Here is a 24,788-nt window from a genome sequence, read left to right on the forward strand (position 1 = left end):
GGATGGCCCGGTTGGCGCAGAGGATACCGAAGGTGATGCACGTGGTCTTCTCCCTGGCTCCGGGAGGAGGCGCCGAGCGGCTCGTCTACGAATTGGCCCGTGACCCGGTCTTCTCCGCCAATCCCCCGGTGGTCTGCTGCCTGCACTGCGTGGGTGCCCTGGGGGAACGGCTCCAGGAAGAGGGATACCGGATCTTCTGCCGGACGCGCGCCCGGGGATTCGACTTCTCCATCGTGAGGTGGCTTGCCAGGGTCATGATCGACGAGCGGATCGAGGTCGTGCACGCCCACCAGTACACTCCCATGTTCTACGCGGTACCGGCCGCCTTCCTGGCCGCCGGGAGGGGGGTGGTCTACACCGAGCACGGCAGGCTCTACCCGGACGTGGCGAGCTGGAAACGGCGCATGGTCAACCCGCTCCTGGCCCTCGGGCTCGACCGCCTGGTCTCCATCTCCCACTGCACCAAGGAGGCCATGGTCGCGGTGGATAACCTCCCGTCCCGCAGGATCCAGGTGGTGCATAACGGCGTGAGGCTCAGCGAGCCCCCATCTTTCGATGCCGCGGCGAAAAGGCGCGCCCTGGGGGTCGGGGAAGGGGACCGGCTGATCGGCACCGCGGCCCGGCTGGAGCCGATCAAGAACATCGCCATGATGCTGCGGGCCCTCAAGGAGGTGGCGGCCGAGCGCCCCGAGACCGTGCTGCTGATCGCCGGGTTCGGCTCCCAGGAGCAGGTCCTGAGGGATCTCGCCCGGGAGCTCGGTGTCGAGGACCGGGTCCGCTTCCTCGGGCTGCGGGACGACCTCCTCGAGATCTACCCCCTGCTGGAACTCTTCCTGCTTACCTCCTTCTCGGAGGGGATCTCGATCACCCTGCTGGAAGCCATGTCGCAAGGGGTACCGGCGGTCGCGACCAGGGCAGGGGGGAACAGCGAGGTGGTGGTGGAGGGGGAGACCGGTTACCTGGTCGAGGTGGATGACGACCGGGCGCTGGCCGCCGCCATCCTCAGGCTGCTGGCGGCGCCGGAGCTCGGCCGGGAGATGGGGTTCAAGGCCGCCCGGCGGGTGGAAGGCTCCTTCTCGTTCGACGCGATGGTGCAAGAGTATCTGGATATCTACCGAGCCGTCGTCGGCAGGCGATGATCGGCGAGGTCAGAGGGAAACCCATGCTGCCCAAGGTCACCTTCATCATCCCCTGCTACAACGAGGAGCCGTACCTCGGCCGATGCCTGGCGGCCATCGGGAGCCTCTACGCCGACCCGGCCGCCATCGAGGTCATCGTGGTGGACAACTGCTCCACCGACGGCTCGAGGGAGGTCGCCGCTTCCCACGGGGGCCGGGTCCTGTTGAACGATCGGAGAGGGGCGGCCGCCAGCCGCAACCTCGGAGCCCGCGAGGCACGCGGTGCCCTCCTGGCCTTCGTCGATGCCGATTGCCTCCTGCCACCCGGCTGGCTCACGGCACTTGCCGGGCACCTGGAAAACCGCGGGGGGGCTGCGGCGGCCGCTCCCGCCCTGCCGGCGGCCGGGGAGCGGACCTGGGTGGAGAGAGCCTGGTCCGCCGTCTTCCGCCCGCTGCACGCCGCCGGGGACTCCCCGGCCCCGGCCTCCTACCTTCCCAGCGCCGACCTCCTGGTGGTCAGGAGCTACTTCGAAGAGATCGGGGGCTTCGACGAGACCCTCTTAAGCTGCGAGGACTACCACCTTTCCCAACGGCTGCGTAACTACGGCCTGCTGCTCCTCGACCGCAACCACCCGGTGGTCCACCTGCGCGAATCGAGGACGGTGGCGGAGCTCTTTCACCGGGAGCGGGCCCGGGGGCGCTTTTCCCTGCGCTGCTTCGCAAAAGACGGCTTTCCCCTCCGCGAGGCCCCGAGCCTCGCGGTACCGGCGCTCACCCTGCTGGCTGCCGCTGCCTTCTCGTTATCCGCCTTGCTGGGGCGTCCGGGGGCCACGCTGGCCGGAGCGTTTGCGCTTTCCGCCCTTCCGCTCGTTTACCTGGTGAAAAGCGGGGAACGGCCGGAGGGGTTGGGGAGCCTGCTGCAGCAGTATGCCGTGGCGGCAACCTACCTGCTGGCCCGCTCGTCGGCCCTGGCAGGGGAACTTATGGAGCTTACCCTCCCTAACCGCAGGTAGCGCTTCGGCTCGTGGCGGGAGAGCAAGAGCTACACCGGCTTTGAGGAGTCAAGGAGGCTTTACCGGCATGAGGGTGCTCATTCTCAAATTTCTTCTTCCGCTCTTGTCGCTCGCCGCTTTCCTGGAGCCGTACTGGGGCGCGGTGTACTACAGCTTCATCTCCGTCATCCGTCCCGAACAGCTCACCTACGGTAACACCGCGATTTCCGGCGTCTTCGCCGCCGCCATTAGCTGTCTTTTCCTAAGCTGCCTCATCTACAAGGAAAACCTCCTGGCGGTGCTTCGCCAAGGGTTCTTCCAGTGCTTCCTCGTTTTCCTGGCTGCCTTGTACGTTTCCACCTACATGAGCCCTTTCACGGATTTCCTGGCCCCCAAGGGGAGCATCTACTACCTCAAGCAAATGCCGCAGGTGCTCGTCTTCTGCGGCTGCCTCTACGCCATCCTCATCCGCCGCGGGGCCGCCGGCTTCAACCTCTACCTGAAGCTCCTGGTCTTCTTCTTCCTTTTCATGGGGCTTTGGGGGATCGACCAGCACCTGAGGGGCAACGTCCTGGTGGAGAGGCTCTTCGGCTCTTCGATCACCGACCGCTGCGCCGTGACCGGTATCTACATCCTCTACCTTCCGCTGGCGGTGTATCTGACCAGGAGCCGGGACGTGTGGACGAGATCGCTTGGCCTCCTCTCGGTGACCGTCTACCTGGTGATGATCGTGCTGACCCAGTCGCGGGCGGGGTTCCTGGGGCTCTGCCTGGCCACCGTGCTCATGTTCCTCAGGTCTAACCGGAAGAAGCGCTTCATACTTTGCGGGGGCCTCCTGCTGATAGCGGGCGCGGTCTGGGTACCCGATGGCTATCTGGAGCGGATGCAGCAGATGAAGGTGCAGGATGTCGAGGATGCCGAGCTCACCGACTACTCCTCCGCCTCCCGTCAGCTCCTGTGGCAGGTCGCCCTGGAGATGATCTCCGACCGCCCCCTCCTCGGGGTGGGGAACCTCAACTTTTCCGCGGCCAGCGTCGAGTATTCTGCCCGCTTCAAGGAGCAGACCAACTCCGCCCTCTACGGCTATACCTTCCTGAAGGACGGCAAAAGCAGGCTCACCCACACCCATAACACCTTCCTCAACCTGCTGGTGGAGGGGGGGATGTTATCTTCCCTTCCTTACTTTTTCATGCTGTTCATGCCGTTTGGGCGCGGCCGCATCCTTAACGAGCGGTACCGCGGACGCCCCGACGACCGCCTGGAGCTGTTCAACCTGATCAACTGCGGTCTGGCCGGCTTCCTGGTGACCGCCTTCTTCAGCAACATGATGCTGGTGGACTACTTCTACTGGAACCTTACCCTCTCCTGTTACCTGGCCGATCGGCTGGAAAACGACTGCGGAGAACCCGGAATGGCCGCTTGCCCAGCTTCGCCGGCCTACTCCGAGGCCCCCACGCCATGATCGGCAAGATCCTCAGAAACGCCGGCTCCAACTACGCCAACATGGCCGTCGCCATGGTCACCGCCTTCATCATGTCCCCCTTTTTCGTGCACCGGCTGGGGGATTTCTACTACGGCGTCTGGACCCTGGCGATGTCGTTTTGCGGCTACTTCTCCCTGCTCGACCTCGGGATGAACCGGGCCATCGTCCGCTACGTCTCCCAGTACGAGGCGACCGGCGACCACGAGCAACTGAACCGTTTCTTCAACACCACCCTGGTGCTGTTTTCCTGGCTGGGGGTGGTGGCCGCCCTCGCGAGCTGTCTGCTCGCCTTCTGGCTCGACGCGTTCTTCGCCCTCAACGGGCACGCCTCCTTCTGCAAGCTGGTGGTGCTGATCGCCGGCCTCAACTTCGCCTTCACCTTCCCCTTCAGCGTCCCCTACGCGGTCCTCATCGCCAGGCTCGAGCATACCACCGCCAACCGGATCAACATCACCAACACGGTGATGAGGAACATCTGCATCTACCTGGTCCTGAGCGCCTCCCCCAACCTCCTTTGGCTGGTGCTGGTCCAGGTCTTTTTCGATATCGGCAAGAACCTGAGGGTCTACCTGGTGGTCAAGAAGAACTGCCCCCACATCGTGTACCACCCCCGCTACTTCACCAAGGCGCTGATCCCCGACATCTTCGGCTACAGCGTGCACAGCTTCGTGGTCTCCTTCTCGTCGCGCATCATCAACTTCACCGACGAGATCGTGGTGGGGAGCTTCCTCCGGGTGGCCGACGTCACCTATTATTCCATCGCCACCAACCTGGTCACCTACTTCGAGAAGATCGTCTGGTCGGGCTCGAGCGTCTTCGTACCCTACATCAGCCAACTCGATGCGAGGGGGGAAGGGGAGCAGGTACGGGAAAGCTTCCTGGTCGGTTCCAAGTTCACGCTCCTTTTCACCCTCTACCTGTTTTGCGGGATTATTCTCTTGGGAGGGGACTTCATCGGCGTCTGGATGGGGAAGGGCTACGGCGAGACGGTGAGGCCGATTCTGGTGACCCTTGCCCTGGCCAAGGTCCTTTCGCTCGGGCAGTCCATGGCCGTGGCACGGTTTTTCGGGACCAGCCGGCACCAGCTGCTCAGCAAGCTGAATTTCGCCGAGGCCGCGCTCAACCTGGTTTTGAGCCTCGTCCTGGTCCGCCGCTTCGGCATGATCGGCGTCGCCTGGGGGACCCTGATCCCCGCCTGCCTGTGCAACGGATGCCTGCTCCCTCTCATCATCGTAAAGGAGTTCAAGATCGGCTTTTCCGAATACTTCTTCAAGAGCCTGGCCGCTCCCGTGGCGGTCAGCGCCGTCGTCGTTTCCGTGTTCCAGGGGCTCGGGCTCCGTGCCGCCAGTTACCCGATGCTGGTGGTCCTCTGGCTCGCCGTGACGCTGCTCTACTCCCTGCTGAGCCTGCTTTTGGTCTTCAACGGCGCCGAGCGGAGCTACCTTCTCTCCAAGATAGGAGTCTCCCATGAATCATGACATCAGGATGGCCATCGTCCGCCCGACCGGGCACGTATTGTCGCAGGGCTTTTACAACGTCCAGGAGATCGGCCTCGCCCGTGGCCTCTCCCGCTGCGGGGTCAGCGTCGACGTCTTCGTGGCCGGCCGGGGGGCGGTCAGCTGCCAGCCGGTGGAGGCGCCGGGAAGCGGTGAAATCCGCCTGTTCCAAGTCCCCTTCATCACCGTCCCGCAGATCGACCACGCCCTCTACCCGCAGTTGCCCGACCTGCTGCGCCGGGGGGAGTACCGGTTGATCCAGGTGAATGAGGAAAACGAATTGACCTCCTACCTGGTCGCCCGCTACGGGCAAAGACACGGGATACCGGTCGTGGTGTACCAGGGGATGTACCAGCAGCTCACCGGCCGCATCAGGGCCGCTTTTCAGCGCTGCTACGACCGGGTGCTCCTCCCCTCGTTGCGCGACGCCCTTTCTTTGGCCCTCGCCAAGACCAACCGGGCGCGGGAGCACATGGAAGGGAAGGGGTTCGGCAACGTACAGGTCATTCCCGTCGGCCTCGACCCGACCCCGTTTCAGCAGGGGACTGAGCGCGACTGGAAAGCGGAGCTCTCCATTTCCGAGGCGCATGCCATCGTCCTTTACGTGGGGGTCTTCGAACGGCGCCGCAACGTCGACTTCCTTCTGGACGTGGCGAAGCAGTTGACAGGCGAGGCGGTGACCGTGGTGATGGCGGGAGACGGGCCGGAATTCGACCGCATCTCGCGGCGGACCGCGGCCGAGAGGATCGGCAACGTCAGGGTGGTGGGAAAGATCCCCCAGCAGTCCCTTCCGAGTCTCTACCGGCAAAGCTCCCTGTTCCTTTTGCCGAGCAACTACGAGATCTACGGGATGGTGGTCCTCGAGGCGATGTACTTCGGGGTGCCGGTTCTTTCCACGCCGACCGCCGGACCTCGCGACGTCATCGAGAGCGGCGTCGATGGCATGCTGCTGGACGGGCTGGACGAGGAGGCGTGGGGGGCGTCCATCAGGGAGCTGCTGGCCAAAAACGCGCTTCGCCTGGGCATGGCGGAGGCCGCCCAGCGCAAGGTCCGTGAGAGCCTGACCTGGGACGCCGTCGCCAGGGAGTACTGCCGGAAGGTGATCGAACCGGTTCTGGGGAGTTCCCGGCAGGCGCCCTAGGAGCTAATGCCGGTGAGGAGATGGCGATGAAAGGAAGATTCGCAAGCCTTGGATGTGGCTTTTTTTTGTTCCTGCTGGTCTCGGCCTGCGCGCCCGAAGGGAGCCTTGCCTGGCAACCACAGCCCAAAAGTCCGATGGCAACGCGGTCCCACCCGCGGCTATTGATAACCGCCAACGATGCTACCCGCCTGGCCACTCTTGCCGCTACCCCCCGTTACCGCGCGATCGAGGCGATGGCCCTCGGCAGGATCAAGGGGGGCATGCTGAACGTGAACCTGAAGTCCCAGGCGATGGTGGCGGCCTACGTCGCGATGTCGGAGCGAGCGGCCGGTCGCAGCGACGCCCCCTACGTCGCCACCGCCCTCCGCATCGCCAAGGAACAGCTGGTCCCCGCCCATTTCGACCCGGGAAACGGCTGGGACGCCATGGTGGCCAGGGCCAACATCGTCACCGGCCTCTCCTTCGTGTACGACTGGTGCTATAACGCGATGACCGAAGAGGACCGCCGTATCATCAGGAACGCCCTGGTGGCCGACCTCCGCAAGATGAAGCGAAACTACGACGGCGTGGCGGTACCGCCTGCGAAGACGCCCTGGGCGGTTCATGACGAGTATCACAACATGTTCTTCCTCGATAAGGGGACCTTCATCCTCGGGATGGCGGCCCTCGGCCTGGACGATCCCGGGCTGCCGGGCGTGCAGGAGCTCCTGGAGGCCGCCAAGGATTTCGAGCGGAGGGTGGTGAGGGGGATCAACACCGCGCAGAAAAATGGGGGAGGGTGGCAGGAAGGGTGGCACTACTTCTTCGACGGCCAGGGGGTTCTGCACTGGATGCCGGTGGAACTCGCGTCCTGGTCCTCGGCCACCTCCGAGCCGGTGTTCCAGGAAGCCCAGGCCCTGGCGGGGATGGCTTTAAACATCATCTATGCGCGCAAGCCGAACCTCCTGCTGGACCGGGTGGACGAGGCTGCCGGCGGCGACGAGATCAAGAAGGGAAGCCGGGCACCCCTGCTGATACTTGCCAAGGTTTACGGCAACGGCTACTTCAAGTACCTCGCGAACCTCACCCCCGGCTTCCCGCAACCCACGAGCTACCCGCAGGCGGCCCTGAGTCTTATCGAGATGTTCTACGACGACGACAGCGTAGCGGCCAAGAGTGCCGCCGAGGTAGCGGCGCTTCCCCCCACCTTCTTTGCCGAAGGGCAGGGGACCGCCTACATCCGTTCTGGTGTCGGGGGGGGCGGCGACCTCTTCTCCTCCTTCCGCGCGAAGCCGCTCTACAACATGCACCAAAACCCCGAGAATAACAGCTTCAACATCTACTACAAAGGGGAATTGACCGGGAAATCGGGATACTACATGGGATGGGACGCCCCCCACACCATGAAGTACCTGAGAAAGTCGATCTCCGCCAACACGGTGCTCGTCGACTATCCCCGCCAGGAAAAAGGGTGGGGGACCTCCGAGGGGGGGCAGCTCATCCCCGGGTACAACCTGACCGGCCGCCCCCCGCTTCCCTACGCCCACACCGTTTTCGAGGAAGAGCGCGATTACGCCGTCGCCATCGGGGACGCCAGCCGCGCCTACGCAACGGATCAGCTCTCCCGTTTCGTCAGGACCTTTCTCTATCTGAAGGATCTCAAGACCTTCGTCGTTCACGACCGGGTGGACGCCCGCGAGCCATCGTTTGCGAAACGGTGGCTGCTGCACACGGTAGGGGAGCCGGAGCTCTACCGCGGAAGCGAAAAGATCTCCGCCGGGATGGAGCCGGGGATTGCCGAATTTCCGGCTGCCGACTCCATCACCGTCGTCAATGGAGGGGGAAGGCTGGTTCTGACGCCGCTCTTTCCGGAGGCGGTCAGCATCAGGAAGATAGGAGGCGCTGGGTACCAGTTCTGGATCGACCGGGAGGTGCCGGCCAACTACGATGATAAGGAACTGCTCGAACCCGACGGGGCGCTGAAGCCGCCCTACCAGGTCGCCGGTTCCTGGCGGATCGAGTTGATCCCCACCGTCCCGGCGCAGACGGATCTCTTCCTGAACGTGCTGGACATCTCGGATGCGGAAGGGGGGAACCCGGCCAGCTTCAGGAGGGTCGTCGCCATCGGCAACAAGGGTAGGGGGGTGGAGGTGGTGAAGGACAATGCCACCCGGGTGGTGCTGTTCGGAGACGAGCCCGCCACCCTGCGGCTCTCCTACGCGCTGCCGGGTCCCGACCGGGAAGCGGTCCACATCATCGGCAACCTGGCTCCCCGCCGGAAGTTCGACGTGAAGGTGAAAGATGGCCTCTTCACGATCTCCAGATCCCCGGCCGGAAGATGGTCCTCTTCCGCCCAGGGGTTCCTGGTATACCGGCATCAGCCTCCGCACTAGCTAGTTTCAGGCAAAGGCGGGGGCGGCTGGCATCCTTTTTGGTGACGGCCGTCACACAAATATTCGGAATAATAGGGCAATAATGGCGAACAAAACGCAGGGATAGACGACAATACTAAACCCTCCGCGAGGGTGGGACGGAAAGCCTAAGGGTCTCTGCGAGACAGCCGGGTCGCCGAAATATCTTGCTGGTATACATGCCAGCTGTTTCGGTTCCCCGGCTTTTTTGCGTTCTGCTCGCAAGCCGGCGGCTCTATCACCTGCCCCAAACCAATGCGGGAAACGCCAACGTAACAAAAAGGGGGTAGCAATGAAGGGTAGAAGACGCAGCATCTTCGGCATCTGTTCGTTGTTGACAGTGCTGGTGCTATTGTCGATTTCACCGGTAGGAGCATTTGCCAGTCCAGTTTTGAACTTCACTGACGTAATTTCGGGACCGCAATCGGGCAACACCGATGGCGCGGGGGGGCTAACCTCGTCGCAGCACGGCACCATCGTCACCGCCTGGGGTAACTACTCGGGAAGCAGCATCCAGGTTTATTTCACCGACTCTCTCGGCGTCAAACGTCCCGCCGCCCATGTCTACTACGAGAAGATTGCCGACGGCAATCTCCCGGGTGGCCCCTCCGATCTTTACACCTACCACAAGATGAGGGAGGTTGCCTTCTCGCTACCTGCCGCCTCGGCCAATGGCGCCGGCCAGATCAGCATCACCGCCGACGGGGTAGCGTCCAACTCCCTCCCGTTCACCGTCCGCGCCGGGAAGATCTTCTTCATCCGGGCGGGGGGCGATGACGTCAACGGCGACGGTTCGTGGAGCCGCCCCTGGGCGACCATGGCCAGCACCATGTCCGGCAACAACGGCAAGATCGCCCCGGGGGACATCGTCTACAACGTCGGGGTCAACTCGAACGAGTTCGTAATCGGCAGCGATGCCGCGCTCGTCGGATCGCCCACCACGCCTTTCAGCGTCATAGCCTATCCCAACACCAGGGTCACCTGCACCGGCGGCACCTCCGCCAACGGCGGCTCGGTCATTCGCAACTGGTACAACGCCAACACCTACTGGAACTTCTCGAAGCTGAAGCTCGTCACCATTGACCGCGCCATTTCCTGCTTCAAGGGGGCCAGGTACACCGGCGACGAGATCACCGTCCCCAACGGGACAGCCTGGACCGGCGGCTCGATGTCGGGAGCCATCGGCTGCGGTGAGAACGACTCCGGTGGCGGCGGCCTCGAGATGCTCGGTCTTTACATCCATGACTACGGCCTGGCCAACGGCACGAGCGACACCTATCATCACCTCTTCTACGTCAGCAACCGGACCGGTTCGCAGCTTGCCGCCTACGAGATCGCCTGGGGCAACTTCATCAACAACCCCATCTACCAGGGGATCCATATCTACGACACCGGGGTTTGCGGTGGCTGGACCGGGACCTTCAGGATTCATCACAACGTGGTGAAGAACCAGCGGGCGAACTCCTTCAACTTCAACCCCGACTGCGGCGCGTCGATTCCGGCCGGAATCGAGCTGCACGACAACCTTTTTATCGCCGATCCTTCCTATCCCTGGGCCCAGTCGCCGATCAGGATCGAGTCCACCGGCTACACCGGCAAGGTGAACATCTACAACAACACCATCGAGGGGTATGGCGCCAGCAGCAAGATTTTCAACGGGACGGTAGACTACCGGAACAACATCCTGGTCGATACTCACAACCTCGACTACTTCACCTCGACCACGGTTCCGCCGGCGTCCAACTCCAACAACATCTTCTTCAGCAGCGCGAACTCCGGACTGGCGGCTCCTCCCTGGGCTAGCAACTACCTGAAGAGCGATCCGCTTTTCACCAGTTTGGCCACCTCCGACTACACCCTGCAGGCCAACAGCCCTGCCATCAACGCGGGCTCCTCCACCGTGCTTGCGTCGGCCCCCGCCGACTTCTTCAGCCAGCCCAGGGTCTCGGGGCAGGTGAACATAGGAGCCTTGCCGGCTAAGAGTGCTGCCACCACGGCACCTGCCCCTGCGGACACCACTCCCCCGACCGCGTCCGTCAGCTCCCCGACCGCAGGTTCCACGGTCTCGGGAACGGTGAACGTCTCGGTCGCCGCTACCGATAACGTCGGGGTCAGCAAGGTCCAGCTGTACCTGAACAACACGCTACTGGGCACCTTGACCGGGAGCCCCTATACCTTCGCCTGGAATACGACCTCGCAAGCCAATGGTTCCTACACCCTGGTGGCCAAGGCCTACGATGCCGCCGGCAACGTCGGAACCTCGTCCTCGGTCGGCGTTACCGTCAGCAATACCGTCAGCAATACCGTCGCGGCCAGCTCCATCACCGCCAGTGCCGGGACCGGCGGGACCATCTCTCCTTCGGGTACTGTGAGCGTCCCTTCCGGAGGGAGCCAGAGCTTCACCATCACCCCGGCCAGCGGTTACAAGATCGCGGCGGTAACGGTCGACGGTGCGTCGGTGGGTGCCGTTTCCAGCTACACCTTCAGTAACGTCACCGCCAACCACACCATCGCCGCGAGCTTCACCAGCACCACCACCGCCACCGGCGCCGTTTTCGCGGTGAACTCCGGCGGTCCTCAGTACACCAGCTCCACCGGAGACACCTATCTCGCCGACGCCAAGTACAGCGGGGGAAGCCTCACCAGCACGAGCGCGACCATCAACGGAACCACGGACGGCAAGCTCTACCAGACCGGGCGGTACGGAAACTTCTACTACCAGACCTCGCTCCCCAATGGGAATTACAAGGTCACCCTCAGGTTTGCCGAGACCTACTTCTCCGCCTCCGGTAAACGGGTCTTTAACGTCGCCATCGGCGGGACCACGGTGATCAGCAACCTCGACGTCTATGCCAAGGCCGGGATGAACAATGCCTACGACGTCACCATCCCCGTGACCGTGAGCAACGGGACCCTCACCATCAAATTCATCAGCGTCGTCAACAACGCGCTCGTGCATGCCGTTATGGTGAAAGGTGCCTAGAGTATCGCCAAACCAGACTTGAACCGCCGCTTGTAGAGGCGGACAGTTCGGAGGGGGGCGGGCCGGCGGATAAGCCGGGCCGCCCCTCGCCGTTTCTGCGGCGCAACGTCCGGTACGTGCCGCCATTTTCGCAACAGGCATCATGGTAGATGGAGGCCCATCGGTCTCCGGTTCCCGGGAGACCAGAGGCCGGTACCGCGGAGTGATGATGACTGCCTTCTTTTCGATTCTCTGCCGGACCTATGTCTGGTGGTGAGCTAAGCATTGAGGTGTCCTTGAATCTGAGACTGTATGTGATATTTTTAATCAGGCGATTTCCGGCAGATTTGGAAAGCAATGACTATGAGACAGCAGATCGCGTGCTTGCTCAAAAACTCAAACTCAATTCTTTGTATGCTGGCCTGTGCCCTGTCTTTTGTCTGTTCTGCAAACGGCTGGGCCGAAGAATCGCTGTCCGGCACGGAGAAGGTGGCCTCTCAAGACGGGGATAAGGGGCATGAATACCACACACCCCTTGCCGGTGATGAAGTTCCCTATCCGGGAGCCTTGTTCGATCAGTTTAACGTATCCGATTACGCTATCGGCACCATAGAATACCGCAGGGAACTCTTCTTCTTTCTTTACCTGCACCTGAGCGACACCTATATGTGGGCCGATCGCGAAATCTTTTCCTCACCCGATCGTTTGTACTAAGAGGCGACGGGAAATGCCCGGTCGATCTGGCTCACCAGCGGCTTTCTCTGGAAGCCCGAACTCTATCTGGAATTTACCCGCGACAACGGCATTCTCAGAAACGGCAAGTCCGGGAACAGCGTGCTCGCCCTGTGGTCGAAAATTTTCTGAATACGCGGATAGAGAGCGCCGAGCGGCACCTTTGCGATGGTCGAGCCACGCTCTTTCTCCGCTGCCCCAGGACTCCTTCCGTCTTGTACCATGTCCGATCTCCTTGGGGCTTGATTAAGCCCTGTCTCCTGTCCAAGAACACCGGCGCCACCATAGCGACATCTTTTTCAGCGACGATCTTCTGCCTGCTACCGCCGCGGCCTGTTTGGAAATCGCGAATCCCGTTGCGGCATCGACGGTCCTTTTCCGGAGACGACGCATTCCATCCCGGGACCGTCGCCGTCTGTTTCAAAATCGCGATTCGTGTTCCGGCATCGACGGTGCTTTGCCGGAAACGACGCATTCCATTCGGGAACCGTCGTCGGCTGTTTCGAAATCGCGATTCCTGTTCCGGCATCGACGATCCTTTGCCGGAGGCGACGCTTTCCATTCCGGGACCCTCGCAGTCTGTTTCGAAATCGCGAATCCTGTTCCGGCATCGACGGTCCTTTGCCGGAAACTACGCATTCCATTCGGGGACCGTCGTCGGCTGTTTCGAAATCGCGATTCCTGTTCCGGCATCGACGGTCCTTTGCCGGAGACGACGATTTCCATCCCCGGGACCGTCGCCGTCTGTTTCGAAATCGCGATTCCTATTACGGCCTCGGCGCTTTTTGGGGGAGGCGGCGATTGAAAAGGGCCACATGGGTGGTCAGGCTCGGCAATCGGACATTTGAGCTGGCAGGCAGCAAGAGCACCTGTATTCGACGACCGTGGAGAGGGGTAGGGTGGGTGACATTGGTAGAGGTAAGCTGGCAATCGCGGATGGGGTAAACAAAAAGGGTTACGGTTTTCACCGTAACCCTTTGATCTTTTGGTGCCGAAGACTGGAATCGAACCAGCACACCCTTGCGAGTACTAGAACCTGAATCTAGCGCGTCTACCAATTCCGCCACTTCGGCTTGCGAGACACTTCTTATAGCATCGGAGAATCCGCAATGCAAGAAAAAGTTGGCAACGAACTTTCCTTATCGAGTGGAAATGACAGGGGCTTTGGTGAGGGTAGAATAGAAATGGCTTGTTTACTCATAGGCCATGGACTAAATTGCAGGGATTATGACTGAGAGCCCTAAAACTGTGGAAACTACGCCGGAACAGTGGCTTAAAAAGGAATGCCTGGCCCTTCGCCCGCTCTTGCTGCGGGCCGTCGGCTGCGGCTCCGTGGCCGGTTTCCTCATCGTCCTCCAGGCGCGCCTTCTTGCCTCGGGATGCCACCAGGTCATCATGGAGAAGGTCCCGGTCGCGCGGATCGTGCCCCTGGCCGCTTTCGTCGTCTTGACCGTGCTTGCCCGCACGATGCTGACCTTCTTTGCCGAGCGGCAGGCCGCTGCCGCCTCCGCCGCCCTGAAGAGGGGAGTACGCAGCCGTCTCTACCGGCGCCTCCAGGAGCTCGGCCCGGCCGGTACGGTCGGGGAGGAGGCGGCCCCGCTGGTCGAGACCGTGACCACCGCGGTGGACGGGCTCGACGGCTACATCTCCCGTTTCCTCCCCCAGATGGTGCTGGCCGCGGCCATCCCTCTCTGCATGATGCTCTTCGTTCTCGGCGTGGAGTGGCGGGCGGCACTGGTACTCCTCTTCTCCGCCCCCTTCATTCCTTTCTTCATGGTGCTGATCGGGAAGGGCTCCGAAGCGATCCACCGGCGCCAATGGGAGGAGCTCTCCCGCATGGCGGGCTATCTTCTCGACCTGATCCAGGGGCTTCCCGATCTGCGCATCTTCCAGGCGGCCAAGAGGGAGGCGGCCGAGGTGGCGCGTGTCTCGGGCGAGTACCGGCAGGCCACCATGGCGGTTTTGCGGATCGCCTTCCTCTCCGCCCTGACCCTGGAATTCTTTTCCACCATGGGAACGGCCATCGTCGCCGTCGTGGTCGGCTTCCGCCTGCTGTCCGCTGCGCTTCCCCTGGCGGACGGACTCTTCGTGCTGTTCATCGCTCCCGAGTTTTACCTGCCGCTTAGAAACCTGGGACTCTCCCACCACGCGCGGATGCAGTCGCTTACCGCGGCGGAGCGGATCTTCCGCCTGATGTCGCTCCCGGATCTCGCCGGTTGCGAGGGGAGCTTGGCGCTACCGCCCGGCCCCCCGGTTATCCGCTTCCAATCGGTTACCTTCCGTTACGGCGGCAACCGGGGCGGTGTCACCGAACTCGACCTCGAGATCCCGGCCGGCAGCATCACCGCGCTGGCCGGCGAGAGCGGTGCCGGTAAGACCACGGTGGCTCGTCTGCTGGTCGGTCTTAGCCGCCCGGAATCGGGGCGCATTACCGTGAATGGGATAGATCTTGCCGATCTCTCCCCCGCGGCCTGGCACGCTTCCATTGCCTGGGTCCCGCAAAAGCCGTTCTTTTTCAAGGGAACCGTCCGGGAAAACCTCTTGCTCGGCTGCCCTTCTGCCACCGGTGAGGAGATCGCCTCGGCCCTTGCCGATGCGTCGGCGGCCGCATTCATCGAGCGCCTTCCCCTCGGACTGGAGACTCCGCTCGGCGGCGGTGGGGCCGGGCTCTCGGGAGGGGAACAGCGCCGTCTGGCGCTTGCCAGGGCCTTCTTGAGGCAGGCGACCCTGGTCGTGCTTGACGAGCCTACCGCCGGTCTCGATGCCGCCAACGAAGAGATGGTCGGCAACGCTATCAGGGGGCTGGCGAAGGGGCGGACCGTGCTCGTTATCAGCCACCGCGAGGAAACCCTGCGCCAGGTGCAGCGGGTGGCCGTCATGGCAGGCGGCAGACTGCAGGGCGTTATGACGGCGGCCGATTTCCTCGACCGCGTTTCCCTTACGGAGGCCGTATGAACGCCATCAGGCGCATCATGTCGGTCGCCAGGAAGCAGTGGCTGTGGATGGCCGGCGGCATCGCCCTCGGCTTTTCGGCCATCGCGGTTAACTGCATCCTCATGGCCGTTTCCGGGTGGTTCATAGCGTCGATGGCCATTGCGGGCGCGGCGAGGATGGAATTCGAATACTTCTTTCCGGCGGCCGCCATCCGCATCCTGGCCATCTTCAGGACCGCCGGGCGCTATGCCGAGCGCCTGGTAAGCCACGAGGCCACCCTGCGCATGCTGGCCGATCTCCGGGTCTGGCTCTTCACGCATCTGGAGCCGCTCGCTCCCGCCGTGCTGGAGAGATACGCCGGCGGGGACGTTGCGGGAAGGCTCCGCTCCGATGTCGACTCCCTGGAAAATGTCTACCTCCGCGTGGTCGCTCCCATCGTTACCGGCGTTCTTGCCATCACTGCCGCCTTACTCTTCGTCCTCTACCTCGATGCCGTCGCGGCCTTGAGCCTGGCAGCAGTACTGCTCATGCCGGCAGTGGTCCTGCCCGTGTTGGTCGGGCGCCTGTCGCGTCAACCGGGTGAGGAGGCGACCGAGCTGAGCGGCAGGTTGCGCAACCTGGCAACCGATGGCTTTCAGGGGGCGGAGGAGCTGTTTCTGCTGGGGTCGGCCGATCGTCAGGCCGCGGAGGTGGAGCGCGTCTCGGAAGAGCTGGTGGCGGCACAGGAAAAGCTGGCCGGGATAACCGCCTGGAGCCTCTCCGCCAATGTGTTCTGCGCCGGGGTAGGGGGCGCGGCCATGCTGTTGGCGGGGGGAGCCGCTGTCGGGCACGGGACCTTGGCCCCTGCGTCGCTCGCCATGCTGGTGATCTTCGCCGCGGCCACTTTCGAAGCGGTCGGCCCGATGGCGGGGGCACTCCAGCATCTTCCCGCCGCCACGGCCACCTTCAATCGGCTGCTCGAGCTGGCCGATAGCGTCGTGCCGGTCGCCGATCCGCAGAGACCGAGGGCCCTTCCCGATTCGAAGGCGATCTCCATACGGGATCTGCGCTTTGCCTTTCAGGGTGGTAACGAGGTGCTGGACGGTTTCGATCTCGAACTGGCCCAGGGGGAGCGGGTGGCGCTCGTCGGGCCCAGCGGTTGCGGGAAGAGCACCCTGGTCGACGTCCTGCTGCGTTTCCGGGATTACCGGGGGAGCATACGCCTGGGGGGCGTGGAGATCCGCGACCTGGCCGCCGATGAGCTGCGCCGGGAGATAGCCGTACTTCCCCAGCGGCCGCACCTTTTCAACACGACCATCAGGGAGAATATCCTCGTCGGCAACCGGCAGGCGGACGCCGCTCAACTGGAGAAGGCGCTGGAGGATGCCGGTCTGTCGGGTTGGGTGGCGGGGCTTCCGGCGGGACTCGATACCCCGGTCGGCGAAGGGGGAGGGGAGGTGTCAGGCGGAGAGGGGAGGAGGATCGCCCTGGCGCGGGCTCTTGTCAAGGACGCCCCGGTCCTGATTCTCGACGAGCCGACCGAGGGGATGGATGCCGCCACCGAACGCCTGGTGGTGGAGAGACTGGCCGAACGGACCGCGGGGAGAACCGTCCTGATCATCACCCACCGCCCCGCCTGCCTCCCGCTGGCCGACCGGGTCGTTCGGATGCCGCAGTGACGCATTGAGCCTTACCCTTCATTGACCGGCCGCCGCTTTGACGTCACCCGACAGGGGAGGAGACGAGCCTAGGGGAGCGGGAGGTCGGCGCCGGGTGCGCCTCCGCAAAGAGGTGGGACGGCGGTGGCGTCGAGAGGAAGCCTCAGGTGGAAGGTCGTCCCGCTCCCGACGGTGCTCTCCGCCCAGATGTCGCCTCCGTGTTTTTGCACGATGGCGTAGCTGATGCTCAGCCCCAGGCCGGTGCCCTTGCCGACCTCCTTGGTGGTGAAGAAAGGCTCGAAGATCCGTGTGAGGTTCTCCTCGGGAATGCCACAGCCGGTGTCGGTGATGGCGATGTGGACGAAATCCCCCTCCTGGCTGGTGACGACCACGATCTCCCCGTCCTTTTCAATGGCGTGAGCGGCGTTTACGAGCAGGTTCATGAAAACCTGGTTCAGTTGCTGGGGGTAGCAGGTTACCGGCGGGATAGCCCCGTACTTTCTCGTCAGCCGGGCCTTGTATTTGAGCTCGTTCCATACGATGTTGATGGTGCTTTCCAGGCACTCCCTGAGGTCGCTCGCCACCGGCTTCCCGCTGTCACTGCGGGAGAATCCCTTCATGTCCTGGACGATTTTCTTCATCCGGTCGGCTCCCTCCAGCGTCTCGGCTATGAGGGACGGCAGGTCCTCGATGATCTTGTCGATCTTCAGTCGTTTCCGCTGTTCATCGAGGACGGAGGGAGGGGGAGGGCCTACCTCGCCCTGCAGCAGGTCGAGGTATTCGACCAGGCGCTCGCCGTACTTCTTCATCGTCCCCAGGTTGGAGATGATGAAGCCGGTGGGGTTGTTGATTTCGTGCGCGATACCGGCTGCGAGCTGCCCGAGGGAGGCCATCTTCTCCTGCTGCAGGATAAAGGCGTGGGTTTCCTTAAGTTCGGTGTAGGCCTTCTCCAGTTCGACGGCGGCACGTTTTCTCTGAGTCGTGTCGTGGACGGTCACCACCGCACCGATGTCGATCCGGGGATCGTCGTGAGGGTAGGGGTAGCTCGTGTAAAGAAACCAGCGCCCGGTCATCTCGTGATACACTTCGCGGCTTTGCTCTTCGGGTGCCGGTTCCGGGAAATCCTTGTCCCGCAGCAGATCGGTCCAGGTTCGCCCGGTCACCTGGTGGACGGAGATGCCGAAAAAGGTGGCGGTGGCGAGGTTGCACCGCTTGACCCTCCCCCTGGAGTCCAGGAGGACCACGATATCCTTGATGCAGTCGATGGTCAGCTCCCACTCGCGTTTCACCGTCTCGATGTTCCTGAAGACGGCGGCGAGTTGTTCGTGTTTGACCAGGAGCTCGGCACGGCTCTTTTTGAGTTGACGCTCGTTTTCCTTTTCCGCGGTGATGTCGCGGAGGTTGACGATAAGGCATTCGTCGCTTTTGAAGTCGATGATGGCCGACGACCAGAGGCAGGTCACCACCGGCCCGTTCTTGGCCCTGAGGTGAATCTCGATGTCGTGTGCCTCTCCCCCGTTTTCCATCACGGTCAGGATCTGGGCACGCTGCTCCGGATCGACCCATAGACCGATTTCCAGCGATGCGTGGCCGATGATCTCGTCGCGGGTGTAACCCAGCATCCGAAAGAATGACTCGTTGGCCTCCAGGAAGGTGCCGTCCGCCTTCCTGCTGATGACGACCGCGTCGGGACTGCACTGGAAGGCCTTGAAGAACTTCTCCTCGGAAAACCTGACCGCTTCCTCGGCGAGCTTGCGGTCGGTGACGTCTTCGAAGGTCTCGATGACGGCCAGGAGCTCATTATTCTTATTGTGCAGCGGAACGGCCCGGATGGCGAGGTAGCGTCGTTTTCCGCCGATGTTTGGATACCAACCCTCACTGCGCAGGCCGAAGGAATCCACCGGGGCCTCACCGTCTCCCCTGGCCGACTCGGCGTCCGCCACCATGTCCGCCAGGGTTTTCTCCTCATGTCCGAAAAAGGCCTTCCACTGCCTCGTTTTACCCACCATGCCAGTCGCATTGAGACCGGTCAGCGCCTCGCACGCCTTGTTCCAGACGATGACGGTGTGGTCGGGCTTGATCACGAAGCAGGGTATCACCAGGTTGTCGACCAGCTGTGACGACAATTCGGCCTGCTCGCTGACCGCGTGTTCCATGTTCTGAACGAGGATGCTTGCCTGGGCGACCTCGTCCATGGCTGCCTCTTTCAAGGGACGGATGATCATGAGCCAGAGAAACGGTGCGCACAGGACTGCCAGCAGCGAGGCATCGGCGAGGTCCTTGAAATAGCTGGGCTTACCGGCGAGCAGGTGCGGCAGGAGGAGCATGATGAGCGTTTCGAAAAGGAATATGACCACCAACAGGATGGCGAAGACCACCAACGGGTGGAATCTCTTGGCAATTAGCATCATCAGATCTCTCCTGCTAAGAACATCCGGGGCAGGGGCGACGGTCAGTCAGTTACAGGTTCACCTGTTGACACCCCAATGCCACGCTTTTCGGCTGGTTAACGGGAAAACTTGAAGAACTAAAGCCTGAAGAGTTCTGTCAGCACAGGGGAGGGAGAAGATTGGGCTAGGATCGGGGTGGAGCGGGGTGGGCAGGTCCGTTACAGGGTGACAAGTTGCCGGCCGCAGGTGACAAGTCGTTGGCGGTCAACGTCTAAGGTGGAAGGCCCCCAAATGGGCTGAGGGTAAAACAAGGAACAAAAGAAAAAGGGTTACGGAGAACCGTAACCCTTTGATCTTTTGGTGCCGAAGACTGGAATCGAACCAGCACACCCTTGCGAGTACTAGAACCTGAATCTAGCGCGTCTACCAATTCCGCCACTTCGGCTTGAGAGAGACCTCTTATACCATCAGAGGGGCTGCCTTGCAAGGAAAAAGTGCCTGTCTTTTTCCCGTGTTGAAAAATCGGCTATTCCCGCACGTAGGTGTCCATGTCCGACTCGTCGACCATGGCCATCCGCCTCTGGTACTCGGACTCGATGGTGAGGTAGTGGTTGTGGGTCTCACGGGCGTTGATCTCGAAGATCTCCCGGATGGATGCGTCGTTGATCCGGGCCGCCGTTTCCAGCAGAGCCTGCTCGAGGTTGGTCTCCTTCTCCATGGCGACCTCGAGCGCCCTCTCTTCGGTGAAGTCGGAATTGATCACCTGCTGGATGGAGGTGAGCCAGACGGAGTCGTGCTCGGGCGGCGCCTCGATGAAGTCGTCGAAGGGACCCAGATCGTTGCCGAGATAAGCCTTGTAGAAGTGGTGGGCGTGTTCCCGTTCTTCGTTGGCAAGTTGTTCGAAGATGCGGCGAGCTTCCCTGTCTCTCATCTGCTTGGCACCGATCTGATAAAAGTTCATCGCGTTCTTTTCAGTCTGTATTGCCTGCTTGATGGCGTCCTGTGCGTTCTTCATGGCCCCCTCCCTCCGGTGTGAGAAATTTCAGTTACCGTGAATTATAGGGTATGTCCTTTTCTTGTCAAATTCGCACGGCTTAGTCCGCTGAGATCATTAGTGAAACGGGAAGACTCCGGTGTGTGGAAGGAGCTATGACAGTGTGTGGTGGGGACAGGGAAGGGGAGATTCAGCAGCGGGGCAAATAAAGAAAAGCGCCCCGGGGTGACGGGACGCTTTTCTGGTCGTTACGTTGGTGCCGAAGACGAGACTCGAACTCGTACAGGCTGTCGCCCGCCACCCCCTCAAGATGGTGTGTCTACCAATTCCACCACTTCGGCTTAGGAACGTCTTTCTATCATTTCCGTGCCTGCAAGTCAAGACGGAAATGATGATTTTTTTCAGTGTTATCAGTCGGTTGCAACAAAACAGGGCCCGTGTGAAGACAACGGGCCCTGCGGTTTTCTATCGATGGTGCCGAAGACGAGACTCGAACTCGTACAGGCTATCGCCCGCCACCCCCTCAAGATGGTGTGTCTACCAATTCCACCACTTCGGCATCGAGATTCAGCAATCTACCAGCAGTTGACTCGGAAGTCAACTGAAAAAGTTACTTCTGCTGGGCCGGTGCTGCGGGGAAGGCCGGAGCTTTGGCCGGAGCGCCAGGCGCGGCCGGAGTCTGACCCGGGGCGGCCGGAGCGGCACCGGGGGCACCCGGCATCTGCTGCAGCGGCATCCCGCCCATGGGCGCGGGCTTGGCCTTCTTGACGGTCTTGCCGGCCATGATGGAAGAGCCGCCACCCTTGCCGGAAACGAAGGCGAGGGAGAGCGAGGTGAGCATGAAGATCACGGCGGCGTAGGTGGTCAGCTTGCTCATGAAGGTGCTGCCGCCGCCCGCGCCGAAGACCGACTGGCTGCCGCTGGCGCCGAAGGAAGCGCCCATCTCGGCCCCTTTCCCGGATTGAAGAAGGACGACGATGATGAGGGCGAAGCAGACGATGATGTGCAGGGTTACCAGTAAGATAGTCATTAAAACCGTTACCTCCGACGAAATTCAAAAAGACTATTTAACACACTTCCCTGCAAAAGACAACCTGATTAGCTACAATCGGCGGCTCATGCAAGTCCCTCTTGGTAAAAGTGGGATTTAACGGGATTTTCGCCAAAGCAAACTTCCGCCTATGACAGAAATCCCCCGCGGCCCCCCTTTAAAAAAAGCGGGAGGTGCTAATCGCCGAAGCGAACGATAGGTGCGAAGGTGGCCGCCTTGAGGCTCGCGCCGCCCACCAGGGCACCGTCGATGTCGGCGCAGGACATGAGTCCCTTGACGTTCTCGGGCTTGACGCTCCCGCCATAAAGGATGCGGGTCTTGTCGGCGGTTTCCTTCCCGTAGAGAGAGGCCAGCACGCCGCGGATGAAGGCGTGGGCTTCCTGGGCCTGCTCGTCGGTGGCGGTCTTGCCGGTGCCGATCGCCCAGACCGGCTCGTAGGCGATGACGACCGGGGCGAACTGGCTGACGGTCAGTCCTTCCAGTCCACCCTTGAGCTGGGTCTCGAGCACCTTGAAGGTGTCGCCCGCCTCGCGGGCTTCGAGGGTTTCCCCGATGCACATGATGGGGACCAGGGCACCCTTGAGGGCGGCCTTCACCTTCTTGTTGACGGTGGCCTCAGTCTCGCCGAAGTACTGCCTGCGCTCCGAGTGGCCGATGATCACGTGGCTTGCCCCGGCATCGAGGAGCATGCGGGAGGAAACCTCACCGGTGAAGGCGCCTTCCTCTTCCCAGAAGACGTCCTGGGCGGCCAGGCTGATGTTGGTGCCGGCGGTGGCGGGAACCAGCGAGGGGAGCACGGTGAATACCGGGGCCACGATGATTTCCACGTTGTTGACGTCTTTGACTTGCGGGGCGAGCTCCTCGATGAGGGCCAGCGCCTCGTTCTTGGTCTTGAAAAGCTTCCAGTTGCCAGCGATGACCGGCTTGCGCATATCCAACCTCCAGGTAGAGATCATTACATTCGAACTAGGTAGTAAAGGCGCCCCATCCAACACCCTGTCCCTCACCTTGAATGGGAGGGTACCTGAAAACTTCCGCTTCCACCTGAAGGGAGGGTACGGAATGTTCCCACTAGGGGGCTTAGGGTGGGGGAAGCTGCCACGAGGGATGCCGTTAAAGCAAGACGAGGCGAGAAATCCCCCCTGTCCCCCCTTCGCAAAGGGGGGAACGTTGGGCCGGCTTGGTTACTTGCGTCCCTTCTCGTCGAGGGCCTGGATACCGGGGAGGATCTTTCCTTCCAGAAGCTCGAGGAAGGCGCCGCCGCCGGTGGAGATGTAGCTGATCTTCGCGTACTCGCCGGCACGGTGGACGGCCACGTCGGTGTCGCCGCCCCCCACGATGGTGAGGGCGTAGGAGTTGGCCACCGCGCTCACCATGGCGAAGGTGCCGCGGGAGAAGGCGTCCATCTCGAAGACCCCCATCGGGCCGTTCCAGACGATGGTCTTGGCGTTTTGCAGCGCCTCGGAGAAGAGGGTGACGGTGGCGGGACCGATGTCGAGCGCCATCCATCCTTCCGGGATCTCCTGGATCGGGGTCACCTTGTTCTCGGCGGCAGCGTTGAACTGGTCGGCCACCACGCAGTCGACCGGAAGGTAGAACTTGACCCCTTTCTCACGGGCCTTCTGGTAGGTCTTCATGGCGGTCTCGATCAGGTCCTCTTCGACGAGCGACTTGCCGACGTTGTACCCCATCCCTTTCAGGAAGGTGAAGGCCATGCCGCCGCCGATGATGATCTTGTCGACCTTGTCGCAGAGGTTTTCCAGCACCTCGATCTTGCCGGAGACCTTGGCGCCCCCGAGGATGGCGACCAGCGGGCGGATCGGGTTCTGCATCGCCTTGTCGAAGTAGTTCATCTCGTTCTTCATCAGGAAACCGGCGGCCACCACCGGGAAGAAATCGGTGATGGCGTGCACCGAGGCGTGGGCGCGGTGGGAGACGGCGAAGGCGTCGTTCACGTAGATCTCGCAGCCGTTCACCAGGTCCTTGGCGAAGTTCGGGTCGTTTTTCTCCTCGCCCTGGTAGAAGCGGACGTTCTCGAGCATGACCACGTCACCCGGCTGCATGGCGTCGATCATCGCCTTGGTCTCGGCCCCGATGCAGTCGGGGGCGAGCTTCACCTCTTTGCCGAGCAGGCGGGAGAGGCGTTTGGCGGCCGGGGCCATCGAGTACTTCTCCTTGCGCTCCCCTTTGGGGCGGCCGAGGTGGGAGGCGAGGACGATCTTGGCCTTTTGGTCCAGCGCGTAGTTGATGGTCGGCAGGACGGCGCGGATCCTGGTGTCTTCGGTGATGTTCTGGTGCTCATCGAGCGGCACGTTGAAGTCCACCCGCATGAAGATCTTTTTCCCCTCGAGATTGGCGATCTCGTCGATGTAACGAATCGTCATGGTGATTCCTCCTTGAGTTGCAGATTCTTGAACGGAAAAAAAGGGGGGAGTAATCTCCCCCCTTCGTGTTTTCCGGGACAGCTAATTTTAGAAGAGCATCTTGATGAGGCCGACCACACGGTTGGAGAAGCCTGCTTCGTTGTCGTACCAGGAGATGACCTTCACCATGTTGCCGCCGATCAGCTTGGTGGAGGGGGCGTCGACGATGGAGGAGAGCCGGCAGCCGTTGAAGTCGATGGAGACCAGGGGCTCGGTGCAGAAGCCGAGGATCCCTTTGAGCGGCCCTTCGGCTGCTTCCTTGAGCTTGGCGTTGACCTCTTCGGCGGTGGTCTCCTTGGAGAGGGTGCAGACGAGGTCGACCACCGAGACGTTCGGGGTCGGGACGCGGATGGCCATGCCGTCCAGCTTTCCTTTGAGGGCCGGCAGCACCAGGGAGACCGCCTTGGCGGCGCCGGTGGTGGTCGGGATCATGGAGAGGGCGGCGGCGCGGGCGCGGCGGAGGTCCTTGTGCGGCAGGTCGAGGATGTTCTGATCGTTGGTGTAGGAGTGGACGGTGGTGACCAGGCCTTTCTCGATGCCGAAGTTGTCCTGGAGGACCTTGGCGACCGGAGCGAGGCAGTTGGTGGTGCAGGACGCGTTGGAGATGATGTGGTGCTTCTCCTTGTCGTAGTCCTTATCGTTCACGCCGAGCACCACGGTCAGGTCCGGATCGGTGGCGGGGGCGGAGATAATGACCTTCTTGGCGCCGGCGGTCAGGTGCATGGCGGCCTTGTCGCGGGCGGTGAAGAGGCCGGTGGACTCGAGCACCACGTCGACCTTCATGTCTTTCCAGGGGAGCTCGGCGGGGTTTCTCACGGCCAGGATCTTGATGGCCTTGCCGTCGACGATGATCTGGTCGTCCTTGGCCACCACTTCACCGGGGAAGGTGCCATGGACGGAGTCGTACTTGAGAAGGTGGGCGAGGGTCTTGGCATCGGTGAGGTCGTTGATCGCCACGAATTCGATACCCGATTCCTGTATAGCCGCTCTCAGGACGCAACGTCCGATCCTGCCGAAGCCGTTGATTGCAACTCTCAAAGCCATA

Annotated in this window: 16 protein-coding genes, 4 tRNA genes and 1 riboswitch; of the genes, 10 read left to right on the forward strand and 10 right to left on the reverse strand. The window is 62.1% G+C overall.

The genetic code is table 11. The annotated features are described in order from the left end of the window. Nucleotides 1-2: 2 nt before the first annotated feature. The 8 genes from ACYVL5_RS04385 to ACYVL5_RS04420 all read left to right on the forward strand — a co-directional run bounded on the left by ACYVL5_RS04385 (nt 3) and on the right by ACYVL5_RS04420 (nt 12,296). Nucleotides 3-1,139, forward strand: a complete 1,137-nt coding sequence (locus tag ACYVL5_RS04385) for a glycosyltransferase family protein (protein ID WP_460594342.1) — start codon at nt 3-5, stop codon at nt 1,137-1,139. A 23-nt stretch (nt 1,140-1,162) separates the two neighbouring features. Then, on the forward strand, nt 1,163-2,131 hold the full coding sequence (locus tag ACYVL5_RS04390) for a glycosyltransferase family 2 protein (RefSeq protein ID WP_460594343.1): 969 nt from the start codon (nt 1,163-1,165) through the stop codon (nt 2,129-2,131). Nucleotides 2,132-2,198: 67 nt separating this feature from the next. Further along, nucleotides 2,199-3,572, forward strand: coding sequence for an O-antigen ligase family protein (locus ACYVL5_RS04395; RefSeq protein WP_460594344.1), 1,374 nt, complete (start codon nt 2,199-2,201; stop codon nt 3,570-3,572). Continuing rightward, entirely contained in the window at nt 3,569-5,071 is a 1,503-nt protein-coding gene (locus tag ACYVL5_RS04400; RefSeq protein WP_460594345.1) for a lipopolysaccharide biosynthesis protein, read from the forward strand. The genes ACYVL5_RS04395 and ACYVL5_RS04400 overlap by 4 nt, the downstream gene beginning before the upstream one ends. Then, nucleotides 5,061-6,230, forward strand: coding sequence for a glycosyltransferase family 4 protein (locus ACYVL5_RS04405; protein WP_460594346.1), 1,170 nt, complete (start codon nt 5,061-5,063; stop codon nt 6,228-6,230). Before ACYVL5_RS04400 ends, ACYVL5_RS04405 begins: the two co-directional genes overlap by 11 nt. Before the next feature lie 134 nt (nt 6,231-6,364). Beyond that, on the forward strand, nt 6,365-8,602 hold the full coding sequence (locus ACYVL5_RS04410; RefSeq protein WP_460594347.1) for a heparinase II/III domain-containing protein: 2,238 nt from the start codon (nt 6,365-6,367) through the stop codon (nt 8,600-8,602). A 104-nt stretch (nt 8,603-8,706) separates the two neighbouring features. Then, nucleotides 8,707-8,782: riboswitch (cyclic di-GMP riboswitch) on the forward strand. A 130-nt stretch (nt 8,783-8,912) separates the two neighbouring features. After that, nucleotides 8,913-11,603 (forward strand): malectin domain-containing carbohydrate-binding protein, encoded by a 2,691-nt coding sequence (locus tag ACYVL5_RS04415; protein WP_460594348.1) that lies wholly within the window; start codon nt 8,913-8,915, stop codon nt 11,601-11,603. Nucleotides 11,604-11,945: 342 nt separating this feature from the next. Next, the gene (locus tag ACYVL5_RS04420) at nt 11,946-12,296 is read left to right on the forward strand and encodes a hypothetical protein (protein WP_460594349.1); all 351 of its coding nucleotides are present in this window, start codon (nt 11,946-11,948) and stop codon (nt 12,294-12,296) included. A gap of 1,004 nt (nt 12,297-13,300) precedes the next feature. Here the strand turns inward: ACYVL5_RS04420 and ACYVL5_RS04425 are convergent. Then, nucleotides 13,301-13,387 (reverse strand) — tRNA-Leu (locus ACYVL5_RS04425). Between the two features lie 175 nt (nt 13,388-13,562). Between ACYVL5_RS04425 and cydD the strand changes: the two genes are divergently transcribed. Both cydD and cydC read left to right on the forward strand, forming a co-directional pair. After that, on the forward strand, nt 13,563-15,269 hold the full coding sequence (gene cydD, locus ACYVL5_RS04430) for a thiol reductant ABC exporter subunit CydD (protein WP_460594350.1): 1,707 nt from the start codon (nt 13,563-13,565) through the stop codon (nt 15,267-15,269). Continuing rightward, complete coding sequence (gene cydC / locus ACYVL5_RS04435; RefSeq protein WP_460594351.1) at nt 15,266-16,906, forward strand: amino acid ABC transporter ATP-binding/permease protein; 1,641 nt, start codon at nt 15,266-15,268, stop codon at nt 16,904-16,906. The genes cydD and cydC overlap by 4 nt, the downstream gene beginning before the upstream one ends. A 68-nt stretch (nt 16,907-16,974) precedes the next feature. On the opposite strand, the gene ACYVL5_RS04440 is transcribed toward cydC, so the two are convergent. From ACYVL5_RS04440 to gap, 9 genes are all read right to left on the reverse strand, one after another. Beyond that, nucleotides 16,975-19,296 carry a PAS domain-containing sensor histidine kinase gene (locus ACYVL5_RS04440; protein ID WP_460594352.1) on the reverse strand — a complete coding sequence of 774 codons (2,322 nt, stop codon included), beginning with the start codon at nt 19,294-19,296 and terminating at the stop codon, nt 16,975-16,977. Between the two features lie 337 nt (nt 19,297-19,633). Beyond that, nucleotides 19,634-19,720, reverse strand: a tRNA-Leu gene (locus ACYVL5_RS04445). Nucleotides 19,721-19,801: 81 nt separating this feature from the next. Continuing rightward, nucleotides 19,802-20,290 carry a ferritin-like domain-containing protein gene (locus ACYVL5_RS04450; protein WP_460594353.1) on the reverse strand — a complete coding sequence of 163 codons (489 nt, stop codon included), beginning with the start codon at nt 20,288-20,290 and terminating at the stop codon, nt 19,802-19,804. Nucleotides 20,291-20,523: 233 nt separating this feature from the next. Next, nucleotides 20,524-20,610, reverse strand: a tRNA-Leu gene (locus ACYVL5_RS04455). Between the two features lie 131 nt (nt 20,611-20,741). Then, nucleotides 20,742-20,828: transfer RNA gene (locus ACYVL5_RS04460), tRNA-Leu, on the reverse strand. A gap of 51 nt (nt 20,829-20,879) precedes the next feature. Further along, nucleotides 20,880-21,299, reverse strand: coding sequence for a preprotein translocase subunit SecG (secG, locus tag ACYVL5_RS04465; RefSeq protein ID WP_460594354.1), 420 nt, complete (start codon nt 21,297-21,299; stop codon nt 20,880-20,882). A gap of 197 nt (nt 21,300-21,496) precedes the next feature. After that, nucleotides 21,497-22,252, reverse strand: a complete 756-nt coding sequence (tpiA, locus tag ACYVL5_RS04470) for a triose-phosphate isomerase family protein (protein WP_460594355.1) — start codon at nt 22,250-22,252, stop codon at nt 21,497-21,499. Nucleotides 22,253-22,504: 252 nt separating this feature from the next. Next, nucleotides 22,505-23,704 carry a phosphoglycerate kinase gene (gene pgk / locus ACYVL5_RS04475; protein WP_460594356.1) on the reverse strand — a complete coding sequence of 400 codons (1,200 nt, stop codon included), beginning with the start codon at nt 23,702-23,704 and terminating at the stop codon, nt 22,505-22,507. An 87-nt stretch (nt 23,705-23,791) separates the two neighbouring features. Then, on the reverse strand, nt 23,792-24,787 hold the full coding sequence (gene gap / locus ACYVL5_RS04480) for a type I glyceraldehyde-3-phosphate dehydrogenase (protein WP_460594357.1): 996 nt from the start codon (nt 24,785-24,787) through the stop codon (nt 23,792-23,794). Nucleotide 24,788: the final 1 nt, after the last annotated feature.

The sequence above is a fragment of the Geomonas sp. Red276 genome, from assembly GCF_054784495.1.

What these genes read in the sequence shown, in the direction of transcription:
- ACYVL5_RS04385 (WP_460594342.1), top strand. Translation starts at nt 3, where the DNA reads ATGGCCCGGTTGGCGCAGAGGATACCGAAGGTGATGCACGTGGTCTTC.
- ACYVL5_RS04390 (WP_460594343.1), top strand. Translation starts at nt 1,163, where the DNA reads ATGCTGCCCAAGGTCACCTTCATCATCCCCTGCTACAACGAGGAGCCG.
- ACYVL5_RS04395 (WP_460594344.1), top strand. Translation starts at nt 2,199, where the DNA reads ATGAGGGTGCTCATTCTCAAATTTCTTCTTCCGCTCTTGTCGCTCGCC.
- ACYVL5_RS04400 (WP_460594345.1), top strand. Translation starts at nt 3,569, where the DNA reads ATGATCGGCAAGATCCTCAGAAACGCCGGCTCCAACTACGCCAACATG.
- ACYVL5_RS04405 (WP_460594346.1), top strand. Translation starts at nt 5,061, where the DNA reads ATGAATCATGACATCAGGATGGCCATCGTCCGCCCGACCGGGCACGTA.
- ACYVL5_RS04410 (WP_460594347.1), top strand. Translation starts at nt 6,365, where the DNA reads ATGGCAACGCGGTCCCACCCGCGGCTATTGATAACCGCCAACGATGCT.
- ACYVL5_RS04415 (WP_460594348.1), top strand. Translation starts at nt 8,913, where the DNA reads ATGAAGGGTAGAAGACGCAGCATCTTCGGCATCTGTTCGTTGTTGACA.
- ACYVL5_RS04420 (WP_460594349.1), top strand. Translation starts at nt 11,946, where the DNA reads ATGAGACAGCAGATCGCGTGCTTGCTCAAAAACTCAAACTCAATTCTT.
- cydC (WP_460594351.1), top strand. Translation starts at nt 15,266, where the DNA reads ATGAACGCCATCAGGCGCATCATGTCGGTCGCCAGGAAGCAGTGGCTG.
- ACYVL5_RS04440 (WP_460594352.1), bottom strand. Translation starts at nt 19,296, where the DNA reads ATGATGCTAATTGCCAAGAGATTCCACCCGTTGGTGGTCTTCGCCATC.
- ACYVL5_RS04450 (WP_460594353.1), bottom strand. Translation starts at nt 20,290, where the DNA reads ATGAAGAACGCACAGGACGCCATCAAGCAGGCAATACAGACTGAAAAG.
- secG (WP_460594354.1), bottom strand. Translation starts at nt 21,299, where the DNA reads ATGACTATCTTACTGGTAACCCTGCACATCATCGTCTGCTTCGCCCTC.
- tpiA (WP_460594355.1), bottom strand. Translation starts at nt 22,252, where the DNA reads ATGCGCAAGCCGGTCATCGCTGGCAACTGGAAGCTTTTCAAGACCAAG.
- pgk (WP_460594356.1), bottom strand. Translation starts at nt 23,704, where the DNA reads ATGACGATTCGTTACATCGACGAGATCGCCAATCTCGAGGGGAAAAAG.
- gap (WP_460594357.1), bottom strand. Translation starts at nt 24,787, where the DNA reads ATGGCTTTGAGAGTTGCAATCAACGGCTTCGGCAGGATCGGACGTTGC.